Consider the following 23,556-nt stretch of genomic DNA (forward strand, 5'->3'; position numbering starts at 1 on the left):
CTGGACCGACCAGGAGATGTTCGTCAAGACCGATCCACTGGGCAACGCGGTGGACCGGCGCCACCCGTGGAACCAGCACACCAACCCGCACCCGCAGAAGCGGGACATGGAGGGCGGCAAGTACAGCTGGGTGATGTCGCCGCGCTGGTTCGACGGCACGGACCACCTGGCGCTGGACACCGGCGGTGGCCCGCTGGCCCGGCTGTGGTCGACGGCGCTGGCCGGCCTGGTCAACATCGGTTACGTCCAGGCGACCGGCAGCAGCGTCAAGATCAACCTGCCCAAGACGGCTCTGAAGGGTCCCGTCGAATTGGAGTGGAAGATCCCCCAATACGGCAGCAACACCATCGAACGCGACCGGGCACGCACCTACTTCCAGGCCTACGCGGCGGCCTGCGCTTTGCACTTCGCCGAGAAGGCACTTGAAGAGATTCGCGCCGGCCGGACCAAGACGTGGGAGAAATTCGAGGTGCCCGACGAGGCCATCGGATGCGGCTTCACCGAGGCGGTGCGCGGTGTGCTCAGCCACCACATGGTGATCCGGGACGGCAAGATCGCCAACTATCACCCGTACCCGCCCACGCCGTGGAACGCCAACCCGCGCGACAGCTATGGCACGCCGGGCCCGTATGAGGATGCGGTACAGGGGCAACCGATCTTCGAGGAGAACGGCCGAGACAACTTCAAGGGAATCGATGTCATGCGTACGGTGCGCAGCTTCGATCCGTGCCTGCCGTGTGGCGTGCACATGTACCTGGGGAAGGGCAAATCCCTGGACAGACTGCACACGCCAACCCAGTCCCCCGTCGGGGAGTGACACATGGCGGATCGCCCGGAGAAGTCCCTCGAAACTCATCCAGCACCTTCGGCCAGAGAAGCGCAATGGCGTGAGGCGGGCGATCGAATCCAGATACTGCTGGATTCCTGCGCGGCAAGTGGGGCCGCCGCGTATGACCGTGCGCAGCAACTGGTCCGCGAGGTCGTGGGGCTCTACGGAGCCGGACTCGAGCGGATCATGCTGATGGCCGGCGACGCCGGCTCGGATGGGGGTCTGGCCGAGCGGCTGGCCACCGACGACCTGGTGGCCAGCCTGCTCCTGGTGCACGGCCTTCATCCACACGACGTGCACCGCAGAGTCTCCGACGCGCTGGACCGGGTGCGGCCCTACCTGGGTTCGCACGGGGGAGACGTCGATCTGCTCGAGGTGAATGGCGATGTCGTGCGGCTGGCGTTCAAAGGCAGCTGCAAAAGTTGCCCGTCGTCGGCGGTGACACTGGAGTTGGCCGTGCAGGATGCGGTCCGCGCCGCTGCGCCGGAGATCACGTCGATCGAGGTGGTGACGGCCGCGGACACGACCGGCCCGGCAAGCGTCATTCCCGCCGAATCACTACTGGCACATGTGCATTCGAACGGACATGGTCGCACGGCCTGGCACCCGGCGCCGGAGCTGGCCGAGTTGATGCCCGGCGAAGTCGCGGGATTCATCATCGACGACGTGACGGTGCTGGCCTGCCGGGTCGGTGACCAGACGTTCGCCTACAAAGACCACTGCCCGGTGTGTGACGACTCGCTGGCGGGGTCGCAATTGCGCGGTGCGCTGCTGCACTGTGCGGCCTGCCGGACGGCTTTCGACGTCGTCCATGCCGGCGTCGCCGCGGCCAGTGGTTCGGCGGTTCATCTGGATCCGATCCCGCTGTTGATCCGCGACGGCCTGCTGTCGGTGGCGTTACCGGCCAACGTGATGGGCGCACCGGCATGACCGCCGGCGACGATGCAGGGCGAAGCGAGGCTGGGGAGCGCCGCTCATGACAAGCCCGTACGACGTCTTGGCCCGGATCAGAAGCGACCGGCGCAGCCCCGAGCCGGCGGGCGAGCGCTGTGAAATGTGCGCGGAGTCGATCGCCGACGAGCACCAGCATGTGGTCAATGTGGCCGGCCGCCAACTCATGTGCGTCTGCCGCGCCTGTTATCTGCTGTTCACCGACTCCCACGCCGACCTGCGTTACCGGGCGGTCCCGGACCGGTACCTGTCGTTTCCCGACTTCGCGCTGGATCGCCTGGTGTGGGAGGCGTTGCAGATCCCGGTCGGGGTCGCCTTCTTCTTCACCAACTCCGCCCTGGGACACACCGTGGCCTTCTACCCCGGGCCGGCCGGGGCAACCGAATCCGAGCTGGATATGGACGTGTGGGACACCATCCGCGCCGCCGACTCGCGGGTGAGCCTACTGGCCGACGACGTCGAGGCGCTGATCGTCCGGGTCCCCGACAGCGACCCGGATGGCGAATTGCCGCAGCCTGAAACGTATCTGGTCCCGATCGACGCCTGCTACGAATTCGTCGGGCGGTTGCGTATGTTGTGGCGCGGATTTGACGGCGGCCAGCAGGCCCGCGAATTCATCGACGGCTTCTTCGACGGCCTCGCCGCCCGCGCAGTAAAGACACCGCGATGAACGGCCCACCGATGACCGTGAACTTCGCGGTGCTGGACGTGACGGCCGAACCGTACGCGGTCAGCCCGCTGCTCACCGCCCGCATCGGCGTCACCGCCAGCGGCCCCGATGTTACGGACCCGGTGCACGCCATCGCCCTGCGGTGCCAGGTCCGCATCGAGCCGCTGCGCCGTTCCTATACCGACGACGAAGCGGCCGGGCTGATGGACTTGTTCGGCGGCCGCGAACGCTGGTCGAGTACCCAACGCACCTTTCTGTGGCAGCATTGCACCGCCATGGTGCCGGGGTTCACCGGCAGCACGACCGCAACGCTGTCCTTGGACTGCACCTATGACTTCGAGGTGGCCGCCGCCAAATATCTGCACGCGCTGCGCGACGGCGCGGTGCCGCTGCAGTTTCTGTTCAGCGGAACGATTTTCGTCAACTCCGAACGCGGGTTCTCGGTTCAGCAGGTGTCATGGGACTGCGAGGACAGCTACGCCATGCCGGTCACCGTGTGGCGTGACCTGATCGCGCAGCACTATCCCAACAGCGGCTGGATTCGGCTGAGCCACGAGACCATCACCGAGCTGGCCGGTTACAAGTCCGCCCACGGCATGCTTGATTTCGACCATGCGATCACCTCGTTGCTGGATACCACCGCCGATCGCGAGGTGACGCGATGACGTCAAGCTGGGATCGGGCCCGCGCCGTCGCCGACGCGGTGCTCTACGAAGGCTATCTGCTCTACCCGTATCGGGGAACGTCGAGTAAGAACCAATCACGCTGGCAATTCGGTGTTTTGGGGCCGTCCGGCGCCTCGGATACCGGCCTGGGCGAAGACGACAGCCTTGCCGCCGAATTCCTGGTCGACGGCGCCCATGCGCTGACGCTGGTGGTGCGCTTCCTGCAGTTGCAGCACCGGCGGGCCGAACGGGATACCGGCGACGGCGGGTTCGAGCCCGTCGATGAGCTGAGGACTCCGGCCGGGTCGTGGCTGACCTGGGACGAGGCGGTCGAACGCGAAATCTCCTTCGGCCCACTGACGTTCGGCGATCATCCCCGCTCGCTGCCGGTGACCGCCGACGCGGCAACCGACATCGAAGTCCTCGACGGGGGCCGACTGGTTCGCGAACGACGCGGCATACGAGGCGTCCTGACCGTCGCCAGCGAGCCGGACGGCGAGCTGCGGCGCGTGTCGGTGCGGGTCACCAACACCGGCACCGCCGCACGTGACAAGGGTGACGCCATCGCGCGATCCATGATCGGAACCCACATCATCGCCGAAGTGGTTGGCGGCCGGTTCATCTCGCTGCTCGAGCCGCCGCCGTCGGCGACCGACGCGGTATCTCGCTGCCGCCGGCATCGCTGCTTCCCGGTGCTGGCCGGGCCGCCGGGCACCGATGACATGCTGTTGATCTCGCCGATCATTCTCTACGACCACCCGGAGGTGGCCGAGCAGAGCGACACCGCCCTGTTCGACTGCACGGAAATCGACGAAATCCTCACCCTGCGCGTGATGACCATGACCGACGAGGAGAAGGAGCAGGCCCGGGCAACCGACCCGCGTGCCGCGCGAATCATCGACGAATGTGACGCGATGTCGCCCGAGGCCATGGCCCGGCTGCACGGCGTGCTGCGCGACCCGCACTCGCTCGGGGGTCCCGCCGGGCTGGTACCCGAGATCCCCGACGGCATCGATTGGTGGGATCCACTGGCCGACAACGCCGTACGCCCCGAGATCGACGCGGTGCTGGTGAACGGGGTCCGGATAGCACGGGGCAGCAAGGTCAGGTTACGGCCGCGGCGCCACGCGGACGCCCAAGACATCTTCGTGGCCGGCAAGGCCGCCCGCGTCACCTCGGTGCACGAGGACGTCGAGGGCAACACCCACGTAGGCGTCGTCGTCGACGACGATCCGGCCGCAGACCTGCACGACTGGTACGGACGCTATCTGTACTTCTCCCCTGACGAAATCGAGCCGCTGCACTCGCAGCACAGCACAACCCCTGAAAGGAGTTCACCATGGAAATCCTAGGTTGGATCTTCATCGCCATCGTCGCGCTGGTGGTCGCGATCGCGTTGGCGCTCGGCGCGATATCCGTCCCGGATGCTCGTCGTTATCTCAAGTTGAGGCGGATGTAACCGACCCGGGTGCCACCATGACAGCGCGCATCCTGGTAGCCGGGATCGGCAACATCTTTCTGGGCGACGACGGGTTCGGCTCGGAAGTGGTCCGCAACGCCGAACTGCCCCAAGACGATCCGACGGTCCAAGTGATCGACTACGGAATCCGCGGCATGCATCTGGCCTATGACCTGCTCGAGGAGTGGGACACGCTGGTGCTGGTCGACGCGGTGCCCAGCCAGGGCCATCCCGGCACCTTGCATGTCTTTCAGGCCGACCACGATTCGTCGCCCGGAACCAGCGGCCTGGACGCTCACAGCATGGACCCGGCCTCGGTGTTCGCCAGCCTGCGGGCACTGGGCGGGCGGCCGCCCTACACCGTGGTGGTCGGGTGCGAGGCCGGCAGCGTCCAGGAGGGCATCGGGCTGACCGAACCGGTCGCACAGGCCGTCCCGCGGGCGGCGCGGGCGGTGGAAGAGATCGTCGCGGCCTTGCACACCCCGTCGCCCACCGAAGAGGGGTGCTGAGCCATGTGTTTGGGAATACCGGGTCAGGTCATCGAGATGCTGGAGGGCTTCGAGGGACAGCTCGCACTGGTCGATGTCACCGGCGAACAGCGCAAAGTCAATGTCGGCATGCTCCCGGACGAGACGTTCGAGCCGGGCGACTGGGTGATCATCCACATGGGCTTCGTCGTCGAGAAGACCGATCAGGCCGGCGCCGCACAGGCCATGGCCGGCCTGGAGCTAATGGGCCGGGGCCGTACCGACCTGACACCGCACCCGGAGGCCGGTTGACATGACCGATGCCCCCCTACTGTTGCGGCCCGGCCCTGCTGACACCCAGGTTCGGCAGCATGTCGTGGTGACCGGAGTGGTCCAGGGGGTCGGCTTCCGCCCGTTCGTTCATCGGATCGCGACCGAGCTGGGCCTGGCCGGCTTCGTCGGCAACGACTCGGGTGCGGTGTTTCTCGAGGTGCAGGGGCAGGCCGCCCGGGTGGCGGAGTTCGGGCGCCGGCTGCGCGCCGAGGCGCCGCCGCTGGCGCGGATCACCGAGGTGTGCGTCGCCGACGTCGCGGCCGACCCCGCCTGCCCACCCGAATTCCGGATCGTGGCAAGTCAATCGGCAGTGGGTGCCACCACCCCGATCCCTCCCGATATCGCGGTGTGCCAGGACTGCATCACCGAACTGTTCGACCCGCTCAACCGGCGGTATCGGCACCCGTTCGTGACCTGCACCAACTGCGGTCCGCGGTTCACCATCATCACCGAACTGCCGTACGACCGGCCGGCCACCACCATGTCGGCATTCGCCATGTGTGCGCGCTGCGCCGCCGAGTACCACGATCCTGCGGATCGCCGATTTCACGCCCAGCCGATCGCCTGCCCCGATTGCGGGCCGACATTGTGGTTCGCGTCGCCGGCCGGGCGGGTAAGCGGCGCGGATGCGGCGCTGGCCGCCACCCAGACCGCGCTGGCTTCCGGCGCCGTGGTGGCCATCAAGGGAATCGGCGGTTACCACCTGGCCTGCGCGGTCGACGACGCGGCGGCGGTCGCCGCCTTGCGAGTGCGCAAAGCACGCGGCGCCAAGCCCTTTGCCATGCTGGTCCGCGATCTCGACGTGGCGCGCCGCTACGCGTCCATCGACGACACCGAGGCCGCGATGCTGGCCAGTCCGGCCCGCCCGATCCTGCTGCTACGCCGGCTTCCCGGCGCGCCGATCGCCGAGGCCGTCGCGCCCGGCAACCCGCTGCTGGGGTTGATGCTGCCCTACTCCCCCATTCATCACCTGCTGCTGGCGCCGGTGCCGGGCGGCCCCGGGGACGTACCCGACGCGATGGTGCTGACCAGCGCCAACCGTTCCGACGAGCCGATCTGCTTCACCGATGACGATGCCGCGCAACGGCTTCCGGCGCTGTGTGACGCGGTCCTCGACCACGACCGGCCGATCCATGTGCCGTGCGACGACTCGGTGGTGCGCGTCGTGCACGACGAGCAGGGGGCCCACGAGCTGCCGATCCGACGGTCCCGGGGGTATGCGCCGCTGCCGGTCGACCTGAAGCTGGAGGGGCCCGCCGTACTGGCCGTCGGCGGCGAACTGAAGAACACGTTCTGCCTCACCGACGGCCGGCGGGCCTACCTGTCCGGACACATCGGTGACATGGCCACCTGGGAGACGCTGCGCGCGTTCGAGCGGGCGGTGCACCAGCTCACCGGGATTCGCGGCACACCCCACCGTTTGGCGGCCGACCTGCACCCCGGCTATCACACCCGAAGCTGGGCCGAGCGCCACGCGGCCGAGCGCCCGCTGGATCTGATCCAGCACCACCACGCCCACGTGGTGTCGCTGCTGGCCGAACACGGGCGCATCGGCGAACCCATCGTCGGGGTCTCCTTCGACGGCACCGGTTATGGCTGTGACGAAACTATTTGGGGCGGTGAGATTCTCACCCTCGGAACCCGAAGCCACCGTTTCGTCCGCGCCGGGCATCTGTTGGCGGTGCCGTTGCCCGGCGGCGACGCCGCGGTGCGCAATCCGTGGCGGATGGCGCTGTCCCAGTTGTGGATGGCCGATATCGACTGGACACCGGACCTGGCGCCAGTGGCCGCCGCGACCGCCGACGAACTGCGGCTTACCCGTTCGCAATTGGAGACCGGCGCGGGCTGCGTGCCGTGTTCGAGCGTGGGCCGGCTGTTCGACGCCGTCGCCTCGCTGCTGGGGGTGAGACACCACATCGATTACGAGGGGCAAGCCGCCATCGAGCTGGAGGCGCTGGCGCAATCGGCCGGCCGAACGCGCACACTGCCGTCGTTGCCGTTGGCGGTACGCCCCGACGGGATCATCGATCCCGCCCCGATGGTGCAGACCATCGTCTCAGCGCTCTACGCCGGCACCCCAACGGCAACCCTGGCCGCGGCGTTTCACCAGGCGCTCGCCGTTGCCGTCGCCGAGGTGGTGTCTCAGGTGGCGGACGGTACCACGCTGGTGGGCCTCACCGGCGGGGTCTTCCAAAACGTGCTGTTACTCGAGTCCTGCCGTACGCGGCTGCGGCAGAACGGATTCGAGGTTCTCACCCATCACATCGTGCCGCCGAACGACGGCGGACTGGCGCTGGGCCAGGCCGCGGTCTCGATGCTGATTTCGCAGGAGGAGGGATCGTCGCGATGATCACCACCGCCATCGATCGTGGGCTGAGCGCCGAACTGGCCGAAGATCTCGCCGGAACCGCACTGACGCTGGCCAAGCGTTTCGCCGCGGGTGCCACCATGTGGTCGATCGCGCCGTCGTGGGAGCCCCATGCATTGCACATCGCGGTCGAATTCGTCCATCCGGTGATCATGGGCAAACGGGCCCTGCCGGCGGTGGCCCTGACCGGTCCCGACCTGGTGGATCTGGTCCGGGTGTCGGTGCGGCCGGGCGACATCGTCATCGCCGTAGCCGGTGTCGATAACGCGCAAGTGCGCTCGGTGATGCGCCGAAGCCCGGCTTGGGGCGCTACCACGATTTGGATCGGCAGCGGGCAACGACCCAAGGCCGGTACGGCCGATCACGTGCTGTGGCTGGACGATCGCGATCCGCGGGTGCCCGCAACGGGTGGGTTCGTGCTGCTTTATCACCTCTTGTGGGAACTCACCCACGTGTGTTTCGAGCACTCCGGATTGCTCAAGCCGGACCCGCAATGCGACGACGTATGTGTCACGTGCAGCGACGAGGGGCGACTGGGCGAGGTGGTGACAGCTTCCACCGCCGGCCAGGCCGCGGTACGCACTGCGCGCGGTGTCGAGAACGTAGTGACGACGCTGATCGACCCCGTCGCCGCCGGTGAGCTGGTGCTGGTGCATGCCGGTACAGCGATCAGCCGCGTTGGCGATGACGAAGAGCGAAAAGGTGTTTCATGAGCCCTACCGACGAACCCACCAACTTCCTCTATCCGTTCATCGACGCCCAGGAAGACGATCCCGAGTCACTGCTCGCCGACCTGGCCGCATCGGCGCAAGCCAAAGCGAGCGAGAGCCTGGCGCTGCGGCGGTCCACCGTGGAAGCCAACGCAGACCTGCTGGCGGCGGCCGCCACCGAGTTGGCGCGGCGGTTCGCCAGCGGCGGAAGGATGTTCACCTTCGGCAACGGCGGCAGCTGCACCGATTCCACCACGTTGGCACGACTGTTCGCCCGTCCCCCGATCGGCAATCCCTTGCCCGCGTGGTCGTTGACCGCCGACCAGGCCGTCATGACCGCCCTGGGTAACGACGTCGGCTTCGAGCTGGTGTTCACCCGTCAGTTGATCGCCCGCGCGAAGGCCGGCGACATCGCCATCGCCATGTCGACCAGCGGCGGCTCGCCCAACCTGCTCAGCGCGCTGGCCGAGGCACGCCAGCGCGGCCTGTACACCATCGGTTTCGCCGGTTACGACGGCGGCGCCTTCGCGAACAACCCAAACGTGGACGCCTGCTTCGTTGTTCGCTCGCAAAGCGTGCACCGGATTCAGGAATCGCAGGCGCTGCTGGGCTATCAGCTGTGGTTGGCGGTTCACGAACGTCTCGGAAGCGATCAAGGTTTGGGGGCGGCATGATGAACAAGTCGGCGGGTGACTACTTGTCGTCGGGACCGCGGTTCGGCGAAGGCGACGTGATCGAGCGGATCGAGTCCTTCCGCCGGCGTCGCCCGCGGCTCCTCGACGACCATGTGACCCTGGCACACGGAGCGGGCGGCAAGGCGTCGGCGGCGCTGGTGGACGCGGTGTTCGTGGAGGCGTTCCGCAACCCGCTGCTCGAGTCGCTGGGTGACGGCGCCGTCCTGGCGTTGCCCAGCGGCGAGCGGGTGGCGATGTCGACGGATTCGTTTGTGGTGCAGCCGCGCCGGTTTCCCGGCGGGTCCATCGGCGTGCTCGCCGTGCACGGCACCTGCAACGACTTGGCGGTGGCCGGTGCGGTGCCGTCCTGGATCTCGGCGGCGTTCGTCATCGAAGAAGGCTTCCCGATCGCCGAATTGAAGGACATCGTCGCCGACATGGCGACGGCGGCCGCGGCGGCCGGTGTGCAGATCGTCACGGGCGACACCAAGGTGGTGCCCAGGGGCGCGGCCGACGGGCTGTTCATCACCACCACCGGAACCGGCGTCATCCCCGCGGGACGCACGCTGTCGGCGCAGGCGGTGCGCCCCGGCGACAAGGTGCTGTTGTCGGGGTCGATGGGTGATCATGGCATGGCGGTCATGCTCGCCAGGGGCGATCTGGCCATCGAGGCCGACATCGCCTCCGACACCGCGTCGGTGAGTCCGTTGGTGGAGCTGTTGATGGCCGCCGCACCCTCCACCCGATGGATGCGTGATGCGACACGCGGCGGGGTCGGCACCGTGTGCAACGAGTTGGCCCAGGCCTGCGGCTTCGGGGTGCTGCTCGACGAGGAGCGACTTCCGGTGGCGCCCATGGTCACTGGCGCCTGTGAGTTGCTCGGCATCGACCCGCTCTACGTCGCCAACGAGGGCAAGTTCGTCGCCGTCGTCGCGCCGCAGGAGGCCCGGGCCGGTCTCGACGCGCTGCGCTCACATCCGTTGGGCGCCGACGCGGCCGAGGTCGGGGAAATCGTCACTGAACCCGCCGAAAGTGTGGTGCTGCGTACCGGGTTCGGCGGCACCCGGATCGTCGACATGTTGGTCGGGGACCCGTTGCCGCGAATCTGCTGAGAAGGGAGAGACGCGTATGTGTCTGGGGATTCCGGGCCGGATCGTGGAAATCACCGATCCTGCCAACTGTTTGGCCAAGGTCGATGTCAGTGGCGTACAGCGGACCATCAGTGTCCGCCTCCTGGAAAACGACCTGCCCGCGCCCGACGAGTGGGTGCTAGTGCACGTCGGGTTCGCGATGGCCAAGATCGACGAAACCGAGGCGCTGCTGACCTTGGCCGCGATCAAAAAACTCGGCGACGCCTATACCACCGAAATGCAGGCCTTCGACTCGTCGTCCATCGTTTGACTAGGAGCGGCAATGAAATTCGTTGACGAATTCCGCGATCCGGCCGCGGCACGCAAGCTGCTGGTGGCCATCGAGCACCTGGCCGGGACCGACGGCGAGGAATTCAAGTTCATGGAGGTGTGCGGCGGACACACGCACACCATCTACCGGCACGGCATCGAACACCTGCTGCCCGACAACGTCGAACTGGTGCACGGCCCGGGGTGTCCGGTGTGCGTGATCCCGATGGGACGCATTGACGACGCGATGTGGCTGGCCGGCCAACCCGACGTGATCTTCACCTGTTTCGGGGACATGATGCGGGTGCCCGGCTCGCACGGCAGCCTGCTGGATGCCAAGGCCCGTGGGGCCGATGTACGGTTCGTCTACTCCCCGCTGGATGCCTTGAAGATCGCGGTCGACAATCCCGACAAGCGAGTGGTGTTCTTCGCCATCGGTTTCGAGACGACCGCGCCGTCGACCGCGGTGACCCTGGTGCGGGCAAAGGAGTTGGGCCTGCCCAATTTCAGCGTGTTCTGCAACCACGTCACCATCGTGCCGCCGATCAGGGCCATCCTCGAATCGCCGGACCTGCGGCTATCGGGATTCATCGGCCCCGGCCACGTGTCGACGGTGGTGGGCAATCGCCCCTACCGGTTCGTGCCGGAGGTATATCGAAAGCCGTTGGTGGTAGCCGGTTTCGAGCCACTGGACATCCTGGCCTCGGTCGCGATGCTGCTGCGTCAAATCCGCGAGGGCCGCTGCGAAGTGGAGAACCAGTACAAGCGTGTGGTGCCCGAGCACGGCAATCCCGCGGCGTTGGCGTTGATGGGCAAGGTGTTCGCGTTGCGTCCGCACTTCGAATGGCGCGGGCTGGGCTTCATCTCGCAAAGCGCGCTGCGGCTGCACGACGACTTCGCCGAGTTCGACGCCGAACTGCGATTCGCGATGCCTGGCGTGCGGGTCGCCGACCCGAAGGCGTGCCAGTGCGGCGAGGTGCTCAAGGGTGTGCTCAAGCCTTGGGAATGCAAGGTTTTCGGCACCGCCTGCACACCCGAGACACCGATCGGGACATGCATGGTATCCCCGGAAGGGGCCTGCGCGGCCTACTACAACTTCGGTCGCCTGCACCGAGACGCGGCCAAGCTGGTGGGGCAGTCCGGGCGGGGGTGACCTTGGCCGATCCGGACAGCCGCGGCGCGGACAAGGGCGCAGAGATGTTCGCCCGCTACGCCTATGCGCCCAACGCGCTCGGCTACTGCGGCCCCCCGTTGGGAGCCACCCTGCGTGACGGGTCGGTGGCCGATGTGCGCCGGGCGGCGACCAGATTCTCCGGCGCGTGGCCGTATCTGCGGGTGCTCTCGCAACTGACCGGTATCGCCGATCCGCTGGATTACCGGCTCGTCGAGGCCTATTGGCTCGGTGGCGGCGTGGCCGCCGACCTGGACCCGCAAGAATTCTTCGACGCGTTACTGGCGATCATCGGCCCGCAGGCGGGTCACTATTGGTCGCATCTGACCGCGGATCTGGCGTGCGAGGCCGCCGGCAATCACTGCTTCCACGTGTTCGGGGTTTACCCGTGGACGCGGTTTTTGGGTCGGGGTATCGACGAGCAGCCGCTCAGTGTGCTGGACAACTGCCGAATCACCTCCGGCACAGTGCTTTCCCGCGACGCGGACCGGGTCGAGGTGTTGTGCCGGCGGTTGGCCTGGGATGGTCAGGCGCTCACGCTGTCGGAACCGATGGCCCGCGTGCTCGAGGTGTGGGCCGACGGGTACAGCGCGGTGCCCGATGTGGCCGTCGGCGATGTGGTTGCTGTGCACTGGGGCCGGTTGTGCGGCCGGCTGTCGCCGGCGCAGCTGGGTGCGCTGACCGACAGCACGAACCGGCAGCTGCTGGTGACCGGCCACCGACTGGCGCGCGTCTGACTTCGCCGCCAGACTGGCCCGGTGCTCGGTTCCCTCTGCGACGTGCTGCCCGCCGCGGCGACCCTGCTCGGGGTCCCGGATGCCGTCGACAGGCTGGCGGTCGCCGACGCGGTCGGCGTTGAGCGGATTGACCAGGTGCTGGTGGTGCTGGTGGACGGGTTGGGCTGGCACCTGCTGCCGCAGCTGGCCGGCAGCGCGCCGTTGCTCGCGTCCGCGCTGGCCGGTGCCACCGGGCGGCTGACCCGGCTGGACTGCACCTTCCCGTCGACCACGCCGACCAGCCTGGTGTCGCTGGGCACCGGTGCGTGCCCGGGCGAGCACGGGATTCTCGGCTTCACGCTCAGGGTGCCCGGCACCGACCGGGTGCTCAATCACGTCCGGTGGCGAGACGACCCGCCCCCCGCCCAGTGGCAACCGGTGCCGACCTGGTTCGAGCGGCTCACCGAAGCCGGTGTGCGCGCCCGCGCCGTCTTGCCGGTCCAGTTCCTCGGCAGCGGGCTGACCGACGCCGCATACCGCGGCGCCGAATTACATCCGGCTAACCCGACCGACGACTACGCGCTGCTGGTGGCCGACGCGGTGCGGGCGGCGCCCGGGCTGGTATACGGCTACACCGCCGAACTCGACACCGCCGCACACGTCTTCGGTATCGGCTCAGAGCAGTGGCACACCGCGGCGGCGAACATCGATGCGCTGCTGTCCCGCCTGCTCGAGGCGCTGCCGGCGAATACGACGGTGCTGGTGACCGCCGACCACGGCGGCCTCAACGTCCCACCCGAGGCGCGTATCGACCTCGACGCCGACCCGCGGTTGGCTGAGGGGATACAGGTGGTCGCCGGCGAGCCGCGGGTGCGGTATCTGCACACCGCCCCGGGGGCGGCCGGTGACGTCCGGGACGTTTGGGCTGAGCTGCTGGACGGCCGGGCAGCCGTGTACAGCCGCGAACAGGCGGTGGCCACCGGCATGTTCGGCCCGGTCGCCGCGCAACATCTGGATCGGCTCGGCGACGTGGTCGTCGTCTGTTCCGGCGACGCGGCGGTGCTGGCCAGCGCGCATGACCCCCCGGAAGCCTCTCGTCTGGTGGGCTTTCACGGCGGACCCAGCGCGGCCGAGATGGCGATCCCGCTCATCGTTGTCCGGCGGTAGCCGCCCAGACGCACACCGAACTCGGATCGAGTTCACAGCTCACTGGGTCCGATCATCAACGTTGTCGCGGTACATTCACTGCACTGTGGTATTTCGGGGCGTTGGCGATACTCGACGATGGCCGTTGGCCATCGCGATGAGCGCAGCCCTTGGTGTATTCATTGCCCTGATCGCCGGTTCGGCGCTGCGGTCCAACCTTGCCACCGCGGTTCCGCCCGAGCCGCCGGCGTGGTCGGCGCCGACCGCGGACATGGACACGCACGCCGGGCTGATGCAGATTCACCCGACCAGCCGGTCCGCCTCGATCGCCGCACGGTCGTGGACACCGGCGAACAAGACCAACAAGAAGCCGTTCCGCAGCGCGTGGATGACGAAAGAACGCCCCCTGACGTGGAACCGCTTGTCACCGCAGTCAGTGCTCACCCCGGCACCACTGTCGCTCACTCCGATGGCGTTCGCGCCCACCGGTATCCAGGCTCGTGCGCCGGCGGCCATTCCGTCCGACCGGGATATCTTGACCCAACTCTGCGTCGCCCGCCGCTGATTGTTGCGCCCGGGCCGAGCGCGTGTTGTCGACGCACGGTGGTTTTCCGCGACACGTGAGGGCCCGACGGCTTGTAACCCCGGTGTCTATCTCTGGAAAGAAGACCTCATGTTTTCGGGCACAACTGATACCGCCACAGTCAGGCAGAGGCTGTAATGGATTTCGCGACGCTACCTCCGGAGATCACCTCCGGGCTGATTTATTCGGGTCCCGGTGCGGGATCGATGAGACAGGCCGCCGCCGCGTGGGCGACGCTGTCCGCGCGGCTTGCTACCGCGGCGGCTGACTACCGGGCGGCGACCACCACACTGTCGGCGCTGACCGAGGCCGCGGCAGCCTACTGTGACTGGCTTGACGCCGCGGCCGCTCGAAGTAAACACACCGCCAGCCAGCTCGATGCGGCGGCCGACGCACATCAGTCGGCCTTCACAGCGACGGTGCCCCCACCGGCCGTCGCCGGCAACCGCACCCGGCGAATGTGCCTGGTGGCCAGGAATTGTCTGGGGCAGAACAGCGCGGCGATCGCCGCCGTCGAGACCGAATACGACACGATGTGGGCGCACAACGCCGATGCCATGTATGTCTACGCCGAGGCCGCGGCCGCCGCGGCCGCACTGACGCCGTTCCCCCCTCCACCGGGCAAACCCGCTGTGACGAAGCGTAATTGGGCGCTGCGGTCGGCACCGGACGTCATATCGGCCGGCCGCCAACTGATGTCGGTGATACCCCAGGCTCTCCAGCAGATGTCGTCGTCACCGTTGCAGACGTTCGAAGCGTCCATCGCCCCGGTTACACCGTCGCTGTCGCAACTGAATTCGCTGACCGCGCCGTCGGATTTCGCGATCGGCCACCTGAATTCGATGAACAAGGCGGCGGCCCTGACCTCGCTCTTGCCGAAGCCGGCTGCCCACACCCGGATGATCGTCGGCCGGGGGACGTTGGTGGGCGCGTTGTCGGTGCCACGCACCTGGGCCGCCGCCGCGCCCATGCTGGAGCGGCTGCGCGGAAACCGGGTCGGCGAGCCCATCCGCCTGGTCACTGCGCCGCCCGGCTCGCACGCCAGCGGTTAGAGCGGGGTGACGTAGGCCGCGCCGATCCCGCCGTCGACCATGAAGGTCGAAGCGGTGATGAATGACGCGTCATCGCTGGCCAAAAAAGCGACGGCTGAGGCGATTTCGTCGGGATCGGCGAAGCGGCCCACCGGCACATGCACCAGCCGGCGAGCGGCCCGTTCGGGGTCTTTGGCGAAAAGCGCTTGCAGCAGTGGGGTGTTGACCGGTCCGGGACACAGCGCGTTCACCCGGATGCCCTGCCGCGCAAACTGGACACCCAGCTCGCGGGACATGGCCAGCACCCCGCCCTTGGAGGCGGTGTAGGAGATCTGCGACGTCGCCGAGCCCAGGACGGCGACGAACGACGCGGTGTTGATGATAGAGCCTTTCTGTGCGGGCACCATGTGCCGCAACGCCGCCCGGCAGCACAGGTACACCGACTTCAGGTTGACGTCTTGGACACGTTGCCACGCCGGCAGTTCGGTGTTTTCGATCAGATCGTCGTCGGGCGGGGAGATGCCGGCGTTGTTGAACGCGATGTCGACGCGCCCGTAGGTCTGGGCCGCGGTGTCGAACACCGCGTTGACCGCGTCCTCGTCGGAAACATCGGTGCGCACGAACAAGCCGGACAATTCGTCTGCCGCCGCGCCGCCCGCGTCGTCGTCGATGTCGGCCACCACGATGGTGGCGCCCTCGGCATGCATCCGCCGTGCCGCGGCCAGTCCGATGCCGCCACCGGCCCCGGTGACGACGGCCACGCGGTCCGCCAACCGCTGGGTGAGATCGACCGCCACCGCCTAATCCTCCTTGATCGCGATGAACACGTTCTTGGTCTCGCTGAAGTGCAACGGCGCATCCGGACCCAACTCACGACCCAGGCCCGACTGCTTGAAACCACCGAACGGGGTGCTGTACCGCACGGACGAGTGCGAATTCACGGACAGATTCCCGGATTCCACCGCCCGGGACACCCGCAGCGCGCGGGATAGGTCGTTGGTCCAGATCGATCCGGACAGGCCGTAGCTGGTGTCGTTGGCCAGCGAAACGGCGTCGTGCTCGTCGTCGAAGGCCAGCACCGTGACGACCGGGCCGAAGATCTCGTCGGTGACGCAGCGATCGGTGCGCTGCGGAGTCAGAACCGTTGGGGGGAACCAGAACCCAGGGCCGGTCGGCGCCGTACCACGAAACGCGATGGGGGCGCCGTCGGGAACGTAGGACGCCACTTTGTCGCGATGCGCGGCCGACACCAGCGGACCCATCTCGGTGGCACGAGATGCGGGGTCGCCGACGACGATGCTGGTGACCGCGGGCTCGAGCAACGCCATGAACCGCTCATAGACGCTGCGCTGCACCAGAATCCGGCTGCGGGCACAGCAATCCTGCCCGGCGTTGTCGAACACCCCGGCGGGTGCGGTGGCGGCGGCGCGCTCCAGATCGCAGTCGGCGAACACGATGTTGGCGCTCTTGCCGCCCAGTTCCAGGGTCACCCGCTTCACCTGAGCGGCGGCACCGCTCATCACCTTTTTGCCGACGGCGGTGGACCCGGTGAACACGACCTTGCGGACATCGGGATGGGTGACGAACCGCTCCCCGACCACCGCGCCCCGCCCCGGCAGCACCTGTAACAGGTCGGCGTCGAGTCCGGCCTGGGCCGCGAGTTCACCGAGCCGGATCGTGCTCAGCGGCGTCGCCTCGGCGGGTTTGACCAGCACGGCGTTGCCCGCGGCCAGCGCGGGGGCGAATCCCCACGACGCGATCGGCATCGGGAAGTTCCACGGGGTGATCACGCCGACCACGCCCATCGGTTCGTGGAACGTGACGTCCAGCCCACCGGACACCGGAATCTGCTTGCCGGACAAGCGTTCCGGGCTGGCCGCGTAGTAGTTCAGCACGTCGCGGACGTGACCGGCCTCCCATTCGGCCGACCCGATGGGATGGCCCGAGTTGGCGACTTCGACTGCCGCCAGCTCGTCGAGGTGGGCGTCGACGACGGCCGCGAATGCCCGCAAACCGGCGGCACGTTCAGCCGGCGATAACCGCGCCCATCGCCGCTGGGCCGCCCGCGCCCGGCCCACCGCGTCGTCGACGGCCGCGGCGTCGGCGTGCTCGACTGACCGCAGCACTTCCTCGGTCGCCGGGTTGATCAGTTGCGCTGTGCTCAACTCAGCTCACCACGTCCCGCATAGGACCGGGCCGCATCCACGATCGCGGCGAACAACCGCAGATCTTCCAGGGACTGTTCCGGATGCCATTGCACGGCAAGCACAAAGCGGTCCCCGGGTAGCTCCAGCGCCTCGACGACGCCGTCGGCATCGCGCGCGCTGACCACCAGGCCGTCCCCGACTCGATCGATGGCCTGGTGGTGGTAGGACGGCGCATCGGCGGACTCGCCCACCAGCGCGGCCAGCCGGGTGCCCGCGACCGTTCGCACCGGCAACCTGGTGAACACCCCGTTGCCGGCCCGGTGCCCGCTGTGCCCGAGCACGTCGGGCAGGTGCTGGTGCAGCGTGCCGCCCAGCGCGACGTTGAGCACCTGTGCGCCGCGGCAAATCCCGAGCACCGGCAGCCCGCGCTGCAGGGCACCCCGCAGCAGCGCGAACTCCCAGACGTCGCGGTCGGTGCGGGGCTGGTCGGTGGTTGGATGCGGTTGCTGGCCGTAACTGGCCGGGTCCAGGTCGTAGCCACCGGTGATCACCAGCGCGTGCAGGCCATCGAGAACCGAGCCGACGATGTCGGCGTCCACCGGCTGCGGGGGCAGTAGCATCGCGATCCCGCCGGCCAGGATGACGCCCTCGAAGTAGTCGGCGGGCAGGTACCCGGCGCGGATGTCCCAGATGCCGGTCTGCACTTGCTCGAGATACGTCGTCAGGCCGACCACCGGGCGCCGCGCGCCACCGTCAGGCCTATAGGCGTTCAAAACCACGCATCCTCTCCCAATCGGTGACCGCGGCGTTGAACGCCGCCAACTCCACCCGGGCGTTGTTCAGGTAGTGGGCGACAACGTCGTCGCCGAACACGTCCCGGGCGAGGGCGGAGTTCTCGAACAGCGAGGCCGCCTCTGCCAGCGTGACAGGCAGCCGCTCGACGCCGGGAACCTGGTAGGCATTTCCCGTGCAGGGCTCTGGTAACTCCAGGCCCTGTTCGATACCGTACAACCCGCCCGCGACGATCGCCGCCACCGCGAGATACGGGTTGACGTCACCGCCCGGAACCCGGCACTCCAGCCGGGTGCTGGGACCATGACCGACCACCCGCAACGCGCAGGTGCGGTTGTCCAGCCCCCACGCCAGCGCGGTGGGGGCGAAGCTGGCATCGGCGAATCGCTTGTAGGAGTTGATGTTCGGCGCGTAGAACAGCGTCAGTTCGCGCAGTGTGGCTAATACGCCGGCCAGGAAGTTGCCGAATGTCGACGACATGCCGTGCGGGCGGCTGGGATCGGCGAACACCGCGCCGTCCTGCACGTCGCGCAGCGAGAAGTGAATGTGGCAGCTGTTCCCCTCTCGCTCATCGTATTTCGCCATAAAGGTCAGGCTCTTGCCGTGCTGATCGGCGATCTCTTTGGCACCGTTCTTGTAGATGACGTGGTTGTCGCAGGTGATCATCGCGTCGGCGTACCGGAAACCGATTTCCTGCTGTCCCCTGTTGCATTCACCTTTGACGGCTTCGAACTGTAAACCGGCGCCGGCCATCCCACGCCGGATGTCACGCAGCAACGGCTCCATCCGCGACGATGCCGAGATCGCGTAGTCGATGTTGTAGTCGCTGGCCGGGGTCAGCCCGCGGTACCCGTTGGCCCACGCCTGGCGGTAGGACTCGTCGAACACGATGAATTCCAGCTCGGTGGCGACATCGGCGGCCAGGCCGCGCTCGGCCAGCCGGTCGAGCTGGCGGCGCAGGATCGCTCGCGGCGACACGGCGACCGGACTGCCGTCGGCCCAGCCCACATCGGCCAGCACCAGCGCCGTCCCGGGCAGCCAGGGAATGCGCCGAAGGGTGGACAGGTCCGGGCGCATCACGGTGTCGCCGTATCCGGTGTCCCAACTCGACATCGCATAACCGTCCACGGTGTTCATGTCGACGTCGACGGCAAGCAGATAGCCACAGCACTCGGCACCATTTGCGGCCACCTCGTCGACGAACAGCCGCGCATCGACGCGCTTGCCGGCCAGCCGACCCTGCATGTCGGCGAACGCCACGATGACGGTGTCCACCTCGCCGCTACTCACCAGTCGTTCGAGTGCGGGCATCGACGGTACGTTGGGATCGGTCACAGCACTTTCTTCACTGGCCATGACCGCTAGTCAACCAGGCACTACCAGGTGCTGGTGCGCAAGATGATCTCGGCGGCCAGTTGCGCCGTCGACTCCTGCACGCTGCGCCGCCCCAGGTGCACCACCCGGTAGTCGGCGTAGACGAAACGCTGACTGGCCTGGGCCGCCGCCCGTGCGGCCGGCGAGCTGACCAACACGGTGGTGCCGATTTCCACCGGCGGGCAGTGCCCGTCGGTGCTGGGACCCTCGTGATTGGCGGCCAGCGGATGACCGCGGTCGATCACCACCAGGCCGACGAACCGGCCCAGCCGGGTTGCCGTCAGTTCCCAGGCGAGCTCACCACCGGCGCGGTCACCCATCACCACAGCCCACCCGATGCCCAGCCCGTCGAGGATGCCGATCACCGATTTGGGGGTCAGGCGTGGGTCGAAGCCAACCACCACCGTGCGAAGCGACGCGGTGTGCAGCCGCTCGCAGACCGCGTCGTACGCGGCCGGGACGCGGTCCTGGTCGCCCAGTATGACGACGACGACGCCGTTCTCCGGACCGCCCACAACCACCGGTACGGGGAACCCGTCCAGCGTGGTCATCATGGAGGGCACCCAAGCACGCTACAGCCAAAGGGCATGTATGCGCGACGGTTCTCGACCATCTGGTACGCCGGAACGGGTTTTTGACCCGACCGTCAATGATTCCGTTCGCGCCGCGATGGTGGTGAATGCCCTAGGGCCGCAAGCGACTTGAGAGATGCGGACGTCGCGGCGGCGGACCGTCAAGCAACCTGAGAATGGCGTCGACGTCGAGATGGACGGTCAGCAGATCGGCGGCCAGATCGAGCTGGGCATCGCGCCGGGCGGCGACGTTGGTGTCGCCGACCACGAAGCCGACCCGGCCGGCCGCGTCGGCGACCCGGCGCAGCCACGCGCGCCGGAACTCGTCGTTGTCGAGCAAGCCGTGCCAGTGCGTCCCAAAGACCGCGCCGCACACCACACCCTGCGGATCGGCACCCCAGTCGAACCAGCTCCGCTCGGCGCAGCGGGAGACCCGGCCGTGATGGATCTCGTATCCGGTCAGCGGCTGCGGCCAGCGCCGCAACGTCTTGTCGGGATGGAAGGCGATGTCGACGTCGAGCAACCCCAGGCCGCGCACGTCCGTGCTCCCGGACTCCACCGGATCGTCTAGGCGACTGCACAGCATTTGGAATCCGCCGCAGATGCCCAGCACCGGCTTGCCGGCACCCGCATGCCCCGCGATCGCGTCGGCCAGGCCCCGCTCGCGCAGCCATCCCAGATCGGACACCGTGGCTTTGCTGCCCGGAATGACGATCAGGTCGGTGTCGGTCAGGTCGGCGGGGTCGGTGATCCAGCGCACCAGCACGCCCGGTTCGCAGGCCAGCGCCTCGACGTCGGTGGAGTTGGAGATCCGGGGCAGACGCACCGCCGCCACCCGCAACCACTCGCCACGCCCGGGGGTGGGCGTGCCGATCACCCGATGCGCGACCACCGATAGCGAGTCTTCGGCGTCCAGCCACAGCTCGTCGGCGTACGGCAGCACGCCGTAGGTCGGCCGGCCGGTCATCTCGTGCAGTTGGCGCAACCCGGGCTCGAGCAGCGCGGGGTCACCGCGGAACTTGTTGACGATGAAACCGGCGATCAGCGCTTGATCCTCGGGCTCGAGCACCGCGACCGTTCCGAACAGATGCGCCAGCAGGCCGCCACGGTCGATGTCGCCCACCAGGATCACCGGCAGATCCGCAGCCATGGCCAATCCCATGTTGGCCAGATCGGTGGCGCGCAGGTTGATCTCGGCCGGCGAGCCGGCGCCTTCACAGATCACCACGTCGAATTCGTCTCGCAGGCAGGTCAATTCGTCGAGGACGACGGAAGCGAGTCGATCACGATGCTGCACATAGCTTTTCGCGGTGACCGAGTCGGCGACCTGACCCTTGATCACCAGTTGCGAGGTGCGGTCACTGCCCGGCTTGAGCAGGACCGGGTTGAATCGCACGCTGGGTTCCAGCCCCGCTGCGCGCGCCTGGATGGCCTGGGCGCGGCCGATCTCACCGCCTTCGATGGTGACCACCGAGTTGTTGGACATGTTCTGCGCCTTGAACGGGGCGACCCGGACCCCGCGGCGGGCCAGCAACCGGCACAGGCCCGCAACCACCACCGATTTCCCGGCGTCGGAGCTGGTACCCGCGACCAGCAGCGCTCCGGTCATCCGGCAAACGTCATGGCAAGGTGAGGATTTCGACGCCGGTGTCGGTGACCAGCAGGGTGTGTTCGAATTGCGCGGTCCACTTACGGTCCCTGGTGACCACCGTCCAGCCGTCGTCCCAGATCTCGTAGTCCAGCCCGCCGAGGTTGATCATCGGCTCGATGGTGAACGTCATCCCCGGCTGCATGATGGTGGACACCGACGGCTGGTCGTAGTGCAGGACGACCAGGCCATTGTGGAACGTGGTGCCGATGCCGTGACCGGTGAAGTCACGAACAACGTTGTAGCCGAAGCGATTTGCGTACGACTCGATGACCCGGCCGACGACCGAGAGGGCGCGGCCGGGCTTGACGGCGTTGATGGCACGCATCGTCGCCTCCCGGGTCCGCTCCACCAGTAGCCGGTGCTCTTCGGACACATCGCCGGCCAAAAAGGTCGCGTTGGTGTCGCCGTGCACCCCGTCGATGTAGGCCGTGACGTCGATGTTGACGATGTCGCCGTCCTCGATCACCGTCGAGTCGGGGATCCCGTGGCAGATCACCTCGTTGAGCGACGTGCAGCACGACTTCGGGTATCCCTTGTAGCCCAGCGTGGAGGGGTAGGCGCCGTGGTCGACCATGTACTCGTGCGCGATCCGGTCCAGTTCGTCGGTGGTCACCCCGGGTGCGACGGCTTTGCCCGCCTCCACCAGCGCGCCGGCCGCGATCCGGCCGGCGACCCGCATCTTCTCGATCACCTCGGGTGTCTGAACCCACGGCTCGCTGCCCTCTTGGGCGGTGGACTTGCCCACGTATTCCGGGCGCGAGATGCTGCCGGGCACCGGCAGCGTCGGGGACAACTCTCCGGGGGAAAGCGCGGTGCGAGCGGGCATGCGACCAGCTTAACTGCAGGCCATCGCGCACTCAGGCGAAGCGGCCGCGCAGCAAGGAGCGGCGCGGACCCCGGATGACCACCGAACCGGCCACCACCCGACCGGTCAACACCACGTGCGGTCGGCCCTCGCCCGGCGGGTCTCTGCGGCGGTCGCTGGCGCTGCCCCCGTAGACCTCGACGTCGTCGATCGACGCGCTGGCGCCCTCGGGCAACCGGATGTGCACCGAACCGAGCCTCATGTCGAGTTCGATGACCACCACCGGCCCGGCAAACCGGGCCTTGGTGAGGTCGAGTTCGACCGAACCCAGTCGGCGCACCAGCGCCAGGCGGGTGGGCACCATCCATTCCCCGTGCCGCTTCAGCGAGCCGGCCCAGCCGCGCAGCTCCACCCGGTCGGCCGCGGAGGTGACGATGGCGCCCGGGCCGGGCAGGTCGCCGACCAGCCCGTCCAGCTCGCCCCGGGTGCGCGCATAGGAGACTTGCGACGAGCGCTGTTCGAACTCGTCGATATCGATCAGCCCGAGCGCAACCGCGTTGTGCAGTCGCCGCATGGTGCCGTTTCGGTCTGCGTCGGAGACCCGCAGCGCGACCATGTCTCCTCCGGTGTCCGTCATGTTCGCAATTTACCGCTGTTGCGGGCGCACGGACTCCGATGTGTCAAGCCAGGAAGTTGGGCGGCAACGCCTCGAACATGAATTTGGTCATCCGAACCGCCCACTCCGAGCTGCCGCCCCCGACGATCAGCGAGGCGAAGGCCAGGTCGCCCCGGTACCCGGCGAACCAGGAGTGCGATCCGCCCGGGAACTCGGCCTCACCGGTCTTTCCGTAGATCTCGCCGCAGCCGGCGATCTCCTTGGCGGTCCCATTGGTCACCACCAGCCGCATCATCGGCCGCAGCGCATCGATCATCTTCGGGCTGATCGGCGCGGTGTCTCCCTGGACCGCCGTCTGCCGGCCAGCGATCAGTTGCGGCACGGGTGTCTTACCGGCGGCGACCGTGGCGGCGACCAGGGCCATGC

General features: G+C 67.8%; 26 protein-coding genes. 17 read left to right on the plus strand and 9 right to left on the minus strand.

The genetic code is table 11. The features are described from left to right. The 17 genes from A5625_RS27320 to A5625_RS27400 all read left to right on the plus strand — a co-directional run. Window positions 1–817: nickel-dependent hydrogenase large subunit (locus A5625_RS27320; RefSeq protein ID WP_197516253.1), on the plus strand; the 817-nt coding region annotated here is incomplete at its 5' end. Between the two features lie 3 nt (window positions 818–820). After that, complete coding sequence (locus tag A5625_RS27325) at window positions 821–1,759, plus strand: NifU family protein (RefSeq protein ID WP_067001873.1); 939 nt, start codon at window positions 821–823, stop codon at window positions 1,757–1,759. Between the two features lie 46 nt (window positions 1,760–1,805). Further along, a complete protein-coding gene (locus tag A5625_RS27330; RefSeq protein WP_067001877.1) occupies window positions 1,806–2,450 on the plus strand; it encodes a DUF5947 family protein in 645 nt (214 codons plus the stop codon). Beyond that, window positions 2,447–3,115 (plus strand): DUF6084 family protein, encoded by a 669-nt coding sequence (locus A5625_RS27335; RefSeq protein ID WP_067001881.1) that lies wholly within the window; start codon window positions 2,447–2,449, stop codon window positions 3,113–3,115. Before A5625_RS27330 ends, A5625_RS27335 begins: the two co-directional genes overlap by 4 nt. Beyond that, a complete protein-coding gene (locus A5625_RS27340) occupies window positions 3,112–4,467 on the plus strand; it encodes a hypothetical protein (protein ID WP_067001885.1) in 1,356 nt (451 codons plus the stop codon). Before A5625_RS27335 ends, A5625_RS27340 begins: the two co-directional genes overlap by 4 nt. A gap of 124 nt (window positions 4,468–4,591) precedes the next feature. Continuing rightward, window positions 4,592–5,083, plus strand: a complete 492-nt coding sequence (locus tag A5625_RS27345) for a hydrogenase maturation protease (protein ID WP_067001888.1) — start codon at window positions 4,592–4,594, stop codon at window positions 5,081–5,083. 3 nt (window positions 5,084–5,086) lie between these two features. Then, window positions 5,087–5,353, plus strand: a complete 267-nt coding sequence (locus A5625_RS27350) for a HypC/HybG/HupF family hydrogenase formation chaperone (RefSeq protein WP_067001891.1) — start codon at window positions 5,087–5,089, stop codon at window positions 5,351–5,353. A gap of 1 nt (window position 5,354) precedes the next feature. Further along, on the plus strand, window positions 5,355–7,724 hold the full coding sequence (gene hypF, locus A5625_RS27355; protein WP_067001895.1) for a carbamoyltransferase HypF: 2,370 nt from the start codon (window positions 5,355–5,357) through the stop codon (window positions 7,722–7,724). Continuing rightward, window positions 7,721–8,455 (plus strand): HypC/HybG/HupF family hydrogenase formation chaperone, encoded by a 735-nt coding sequence (locus A5625_RS27360; protein WP_067001898.1) that lies wholly within the window; start codon window positions 7,721–7,723, stop codon window positions 8,453–8,455. The genes hypF and A5625_RS27360 overlap by 4 nt, the downstream gene beginning before the upstream one ends. Beyond that, window positions 8,452–9,126 carry an SIS domain-containing protein gene (locus A5625_RS27365; RefSeq protein ID WP_067001901.1) on the plus strand — a complete coding sequence of 225 codons (675 nt, stop codon included), beginning with the start codon at window positions 8,452–8,454 and terminating at the stop codon, window positions 9,124–9,126. Before A5625_RS27360 ends, A5625_RS27365 begins: the two co-directional genes overlap by 4 nt. Continuing rightward, the gene (gene hypE / locus A5625_RS27370) at window positions 9,126–10,238 is read left to right on the plus strand and encodes a hydrogenase expression/formation protein HypE (protein WP_082984580.1); all 1,113 of its coding nucleotides are present in this window, start codon (window positions 9,126–9,128) and stop codon (window positions 10,236–10,238) included. Before A5625_RS27365 ends, hypE begins: the two co-directional genes overlap by 1 nt. 16 nt (window positions 10,239–10,254) lie before the next feature. Further along, a complete protein-coding gene (locus tag A5625_RS27375; protein WP_067001903.1) occupies window positions 10,255–10,527 on the plus strand; it encodes a HypC/HybG/HupF family hydrogenase formation chaperone in 273 nt (90 codons plus the stop codon). A gap of 12 nt (window positions 10,528–10,539) precedes the next feature. Then, window positions 10,540–11,679 carry a hydrogenase formation protein HypD gene (gene hypD / locus A5625_RS27380; RefSeq protein ID WP_067001908.1) on the plus strand — a complete coding sequence of 380 codons (1,140 nt, stop codon included), beginning with the start codon at window positions 10,540–10,542 and terminating at the stop codon, window positions 11,677–11,679. 2 nt (window positions 11,680–11,681) lie between these two features. Beyond that, window positions 11,682–12,434 (plus strand): DUF6390 family protein, encoded by a 753-nt coding sequence (locus A5625_RS27385; RefSeq protein WP_082984581.1) that lies wholly within the window; start codon window positions 11,682–11,684, stop codon window positions 12,432–12,434. A 21-nt stretch (window positions 12,435–12,455) separates the two neighbouring features. Further along, the gene (locus tag A5625_RS27390) at window positions 12,456–13,580 is read left to right on the plus strand and encodes an alkaline phosphatase family protein (protein ID WP_067001911.1); all 1,125 of its coding nucleotides are present in this window, start codon (window positions 12,456–12,458) and stop codon (window positions 13,578–13,580) included. Window positions 13,581–13,716: 136 nt separating this feature from the next. After that, the gene (locus A5625_RS27395) at window positions 13,717–14,124 is read left to right on the plus strand and encodes a hypothetical protein (protein ID WP_232003843.1); all 408 of its coding nucleotides are present in this window, start codon (window positions 13,717–13,719) and stop codon (window positions 14,122–14,124) included. 155 nt (window positions 14,125–14,279) lie between these two features. Next, window positions 14,280–15,194: a PPE family protein gene (locus A5625_RS27400; RefSeq protein WP_067001919.1), complete on the plus strand. Its 915-nt coding sequence runs from the start codon at window positions 14,280–14,282 to the stop codon at window positions 15,192–15,194. Here the strand turns inward: A5625_RS27400 and A5625_RS27405 are convergent. The 9 genes from A5625_RS27405 to A5625_RS27445 form a co-directional block, all read right to left on the minus strand. Continuing rightward, window positions 15,191–15,970 carry a 3-oxoacyl-ACP reductase gene (locus tag A5625_RS27405; protein ID WP_067001922.1) on the minus strand — a complete coding sequence of 260 codons (780 nt, stop codon included), beginning with the start codon at window positions 15,968–15,970 and terminating at the stop codon, window positions 15,191–15,193. The two genes, A5625_RS27400 and A5625_RS27405, sit on opposite strands and share 4 nt — an antisense overlap. A 3-nt stretch (window positions 15,971–15,973) precedes the next feature. Then, window positions 15,974–17,338 carry an aldehyde dehydrogenase gene (locus A5625_RS27410; protein WP_067001925.1) on the minus strand — a complete coding sequence of 455 codons (1,365 nt, stop codon included), beginning with the start codon at window positions 17,336–17,338 and terminating at the stop codon, window positions 15,974–15,976. Continuing rightward, window positions 17,335–18,114 carry a gamma-glutamyl-gamma-aminobutyrate hydrolase family protein gene (locus A5625_RS27415; RefSeq protein ID WP_232003844.1) on the minus strand — a complete coding sequence of 260 codons (780 nt, stop codon included), beginning with the start codon at window positions 18,112–18,114 and terminating at the stop codon, window positions 17,335–17,337. The genes A5625_RS27410 and A5625_RS27415 overlap by 4 nt, the downstream gene beginning before the upstream one ends. After that, complete coding sequence (locus tag A5625_RS27420; protein WP_067001933.1) at window positions 18,080–19,468, minus strand: glutamine synthetase family protein; 1,389 nt, start codon at window positions 19,466–19,468, stop codon at window positions 18,080–18,082. The genes A5625_RS27415 and A5625_RS27420 overlap by 35 nt, the downstream gene beginning before the upstream one ends. Window positions 19,469–19,488: 20 nt before the next feature. Continuing rightward, window positions 19,489–20,040, minus strand: a complete 552-nt coding sequence (locus tag A5625_RS27425) for an alpha/beta hydrolase (protein WP_067001936.1) — start codon at window positions 20,038–20,040, stop codon at window positions 19,489–19,491. A gap of 130 nt (window positions 20,041–20,170) precedes the next feature. Beyond that, window positions 20,171–21,667 carry a cobyric acid synthase gene (locus A5625_RS27430; RefSeq protein ID WP_067001939.1) on the minus strand — a complete coding sequence of 499 codons (1,497 nt, stop codon included), beginning with the start codon at window positions 21,665–21,667 and terminating at the stop codon, window positions 20,171–20,173. A 10-nt stretch (window positions 21,668–21,677) separates the two neighbouring features. Then, window positions 21,678–22,535, minus strand: a complete 858-nt coding sequence (map, locus tag A5625_RS27435) for a type I methionyl aminopeptidase (protein ID WP_067001942.1) — start codon at window positions 22,533–22,535, stop codon at window positions 21,678–21,680. A 31-nt stretch (window positions 22,536–22,566) separates the two neighbouring features. Continuing rightward, a complete protein-coding gene (locus A5625_RS27440; protein WP_067001945.1) occupies window positions 22,567–23,151 on the minus strand; it encodes a DUF1707 domain-containing protein in 585 nt (194 codons plus the stop codon). 43 nt (window positions 23,152–23,194) lie between these two features. Next, window positions 23,195–23,556, minus strand: a 362-nt coding sequence (locus tag A5625_RS27445) for a penicillin-binding transpeptidase domain-containing protein (RefSeq protein ID WP_067001947.1), incomplete at its 5' end; no start/stop codon positions are given.

The sequence above is a fragment of the Mycobacterium sp. 1465703.0 genome (assembly GCF_001672975.1).
Taxonomy (GTDB): domain Bacteria; phylum Actinomycetota; class Actinomycetes; order Mycobacteriales; family Mycobacteriaceae; genus Mycobacterium.

Coding starts and splice junctions, on each gene's coding strand:
- A5625_RS27325 (WP_067001873.1), top strand. CDS start 821: ATGGCGGATCGCCCGGAGAAGTCCCTCGAAACTCATCCAGCACCTTCG.
- A5625_RS27330 (WP_067001877.1), top strand. CDS start 1,806: ATGACAAGCCCGTACGACGTCTTGGCCCGGATCAGAAGCGACCGGCGC.
- A5625_RS27335 (WP_067001881.1), top strand. CDS start 2,447: ATGAACGGCCCACCGATGACCGTGAACTTCGCGGTGCTGGACGTGACG.
- A5625_RS27340 (WP_067001885.1), top strand. CDS start 3,112: ATGACGTCAAGCTGGGATCGGGCCCGCGCCGTCGCCGACGCGGTGCTC.
- A5625_RS27345 (WP_067001888.1), top strand. CDS start 4,592: ATGACAGCGCGCATCCTGGTAGCCGGGATCGGCAACATCTTTCTGGGC.
- A5625_RS27350 (WP_067001891.1), top strand. CDS start 5,087: ATGTGTTTGGGAATACCGGGTCAGGTCATCGAGATGCTGGAGGGCTTC.
- hypF (WP_067001895.1), top strand. CDS start 5,355: ATGACCGATGCCCCCCTACTGTTGCGGCCCGGCCCTGCTGACACCCAG.
- A5625_RS27360 (WP_067001898.1), top strand. CDS start 7,721: ATGATCACCACCGCCATCGATCGTGGGCTGAGCGCCGAACTGGCCGAA.
- A5625_RS27365 (WP_067001901.1), top strand. CDS start 8,452: ATGAGCCCTACCGACGAACCCACCAACTTCCTCTATCCGTTCATCGAC.
- hypE (WP_082984580.1), top strand. CDS start 9,126: ATGAACAAGTCGGCGGGTGACTACTTGTCGTCGGGACCGCGGTTCGGC.
- A5625_RS27375 (WP_067001903.1), top strand. CDS start 10,255: ATGTGTCTGGGGATTCCGGGCCGGATCGTGGAAATCACCGATCCTGCC.
- hypD (WP_067001908.1), top strand. CDS start 10,540: ATGAAATTCGTTGACGAATTCCGCGATCCGGCCGCGGCACGCAAGCTG.
- A5625_RS27395 (WP_232003843.1), top strand. CDS start 13,717: ATGAGCGCAGCCCTTGGTGTATTCATTGCCCTGATCGCCGGTTCGGCG.
- A5625_RS27400 (WP_067001919.1), top strand. CDS start 14,280: ATGGATTTCGCGACGCTACCTCCGGAGATCACCTCCGGGCTGATTTAT.
- A5625_RS27420 (WP_067001933.1), bottom strand. CDS start 19,468: ATGGCCAGTGAAGAAAGTGCTGTGACCGATCCCAACGTACCGTCGATG.
- A5625_RS27425 (WP_067001936.1), bottom strand. CDS start 20,040: ATGATGACCACGCTGGACGGGTTCCCCGTACCGGTGGTTGTGGGCGGT.
- A5625_RS27430 (WP_067001939.1), bottom strand. CDS start 21,667: ATGACCGGAGCGCTGCTGGTCGCGGGTACCAGCTCCGACGCCGGGAAA.
- map (WP_067001942.1), bottom strand. CDS start 22,535: ATGCCCGCTCGCACCGCGCTTTCCCCCGGAGAGTTGTCCCCGACGCTG.
- A5625_RS27440 (WP_067001945.1), bottom strand. CDS start 23,151: ATGACGGACACCGGAGGAGACATGGTCGCGCTGCGGGTCTCCGACGCA.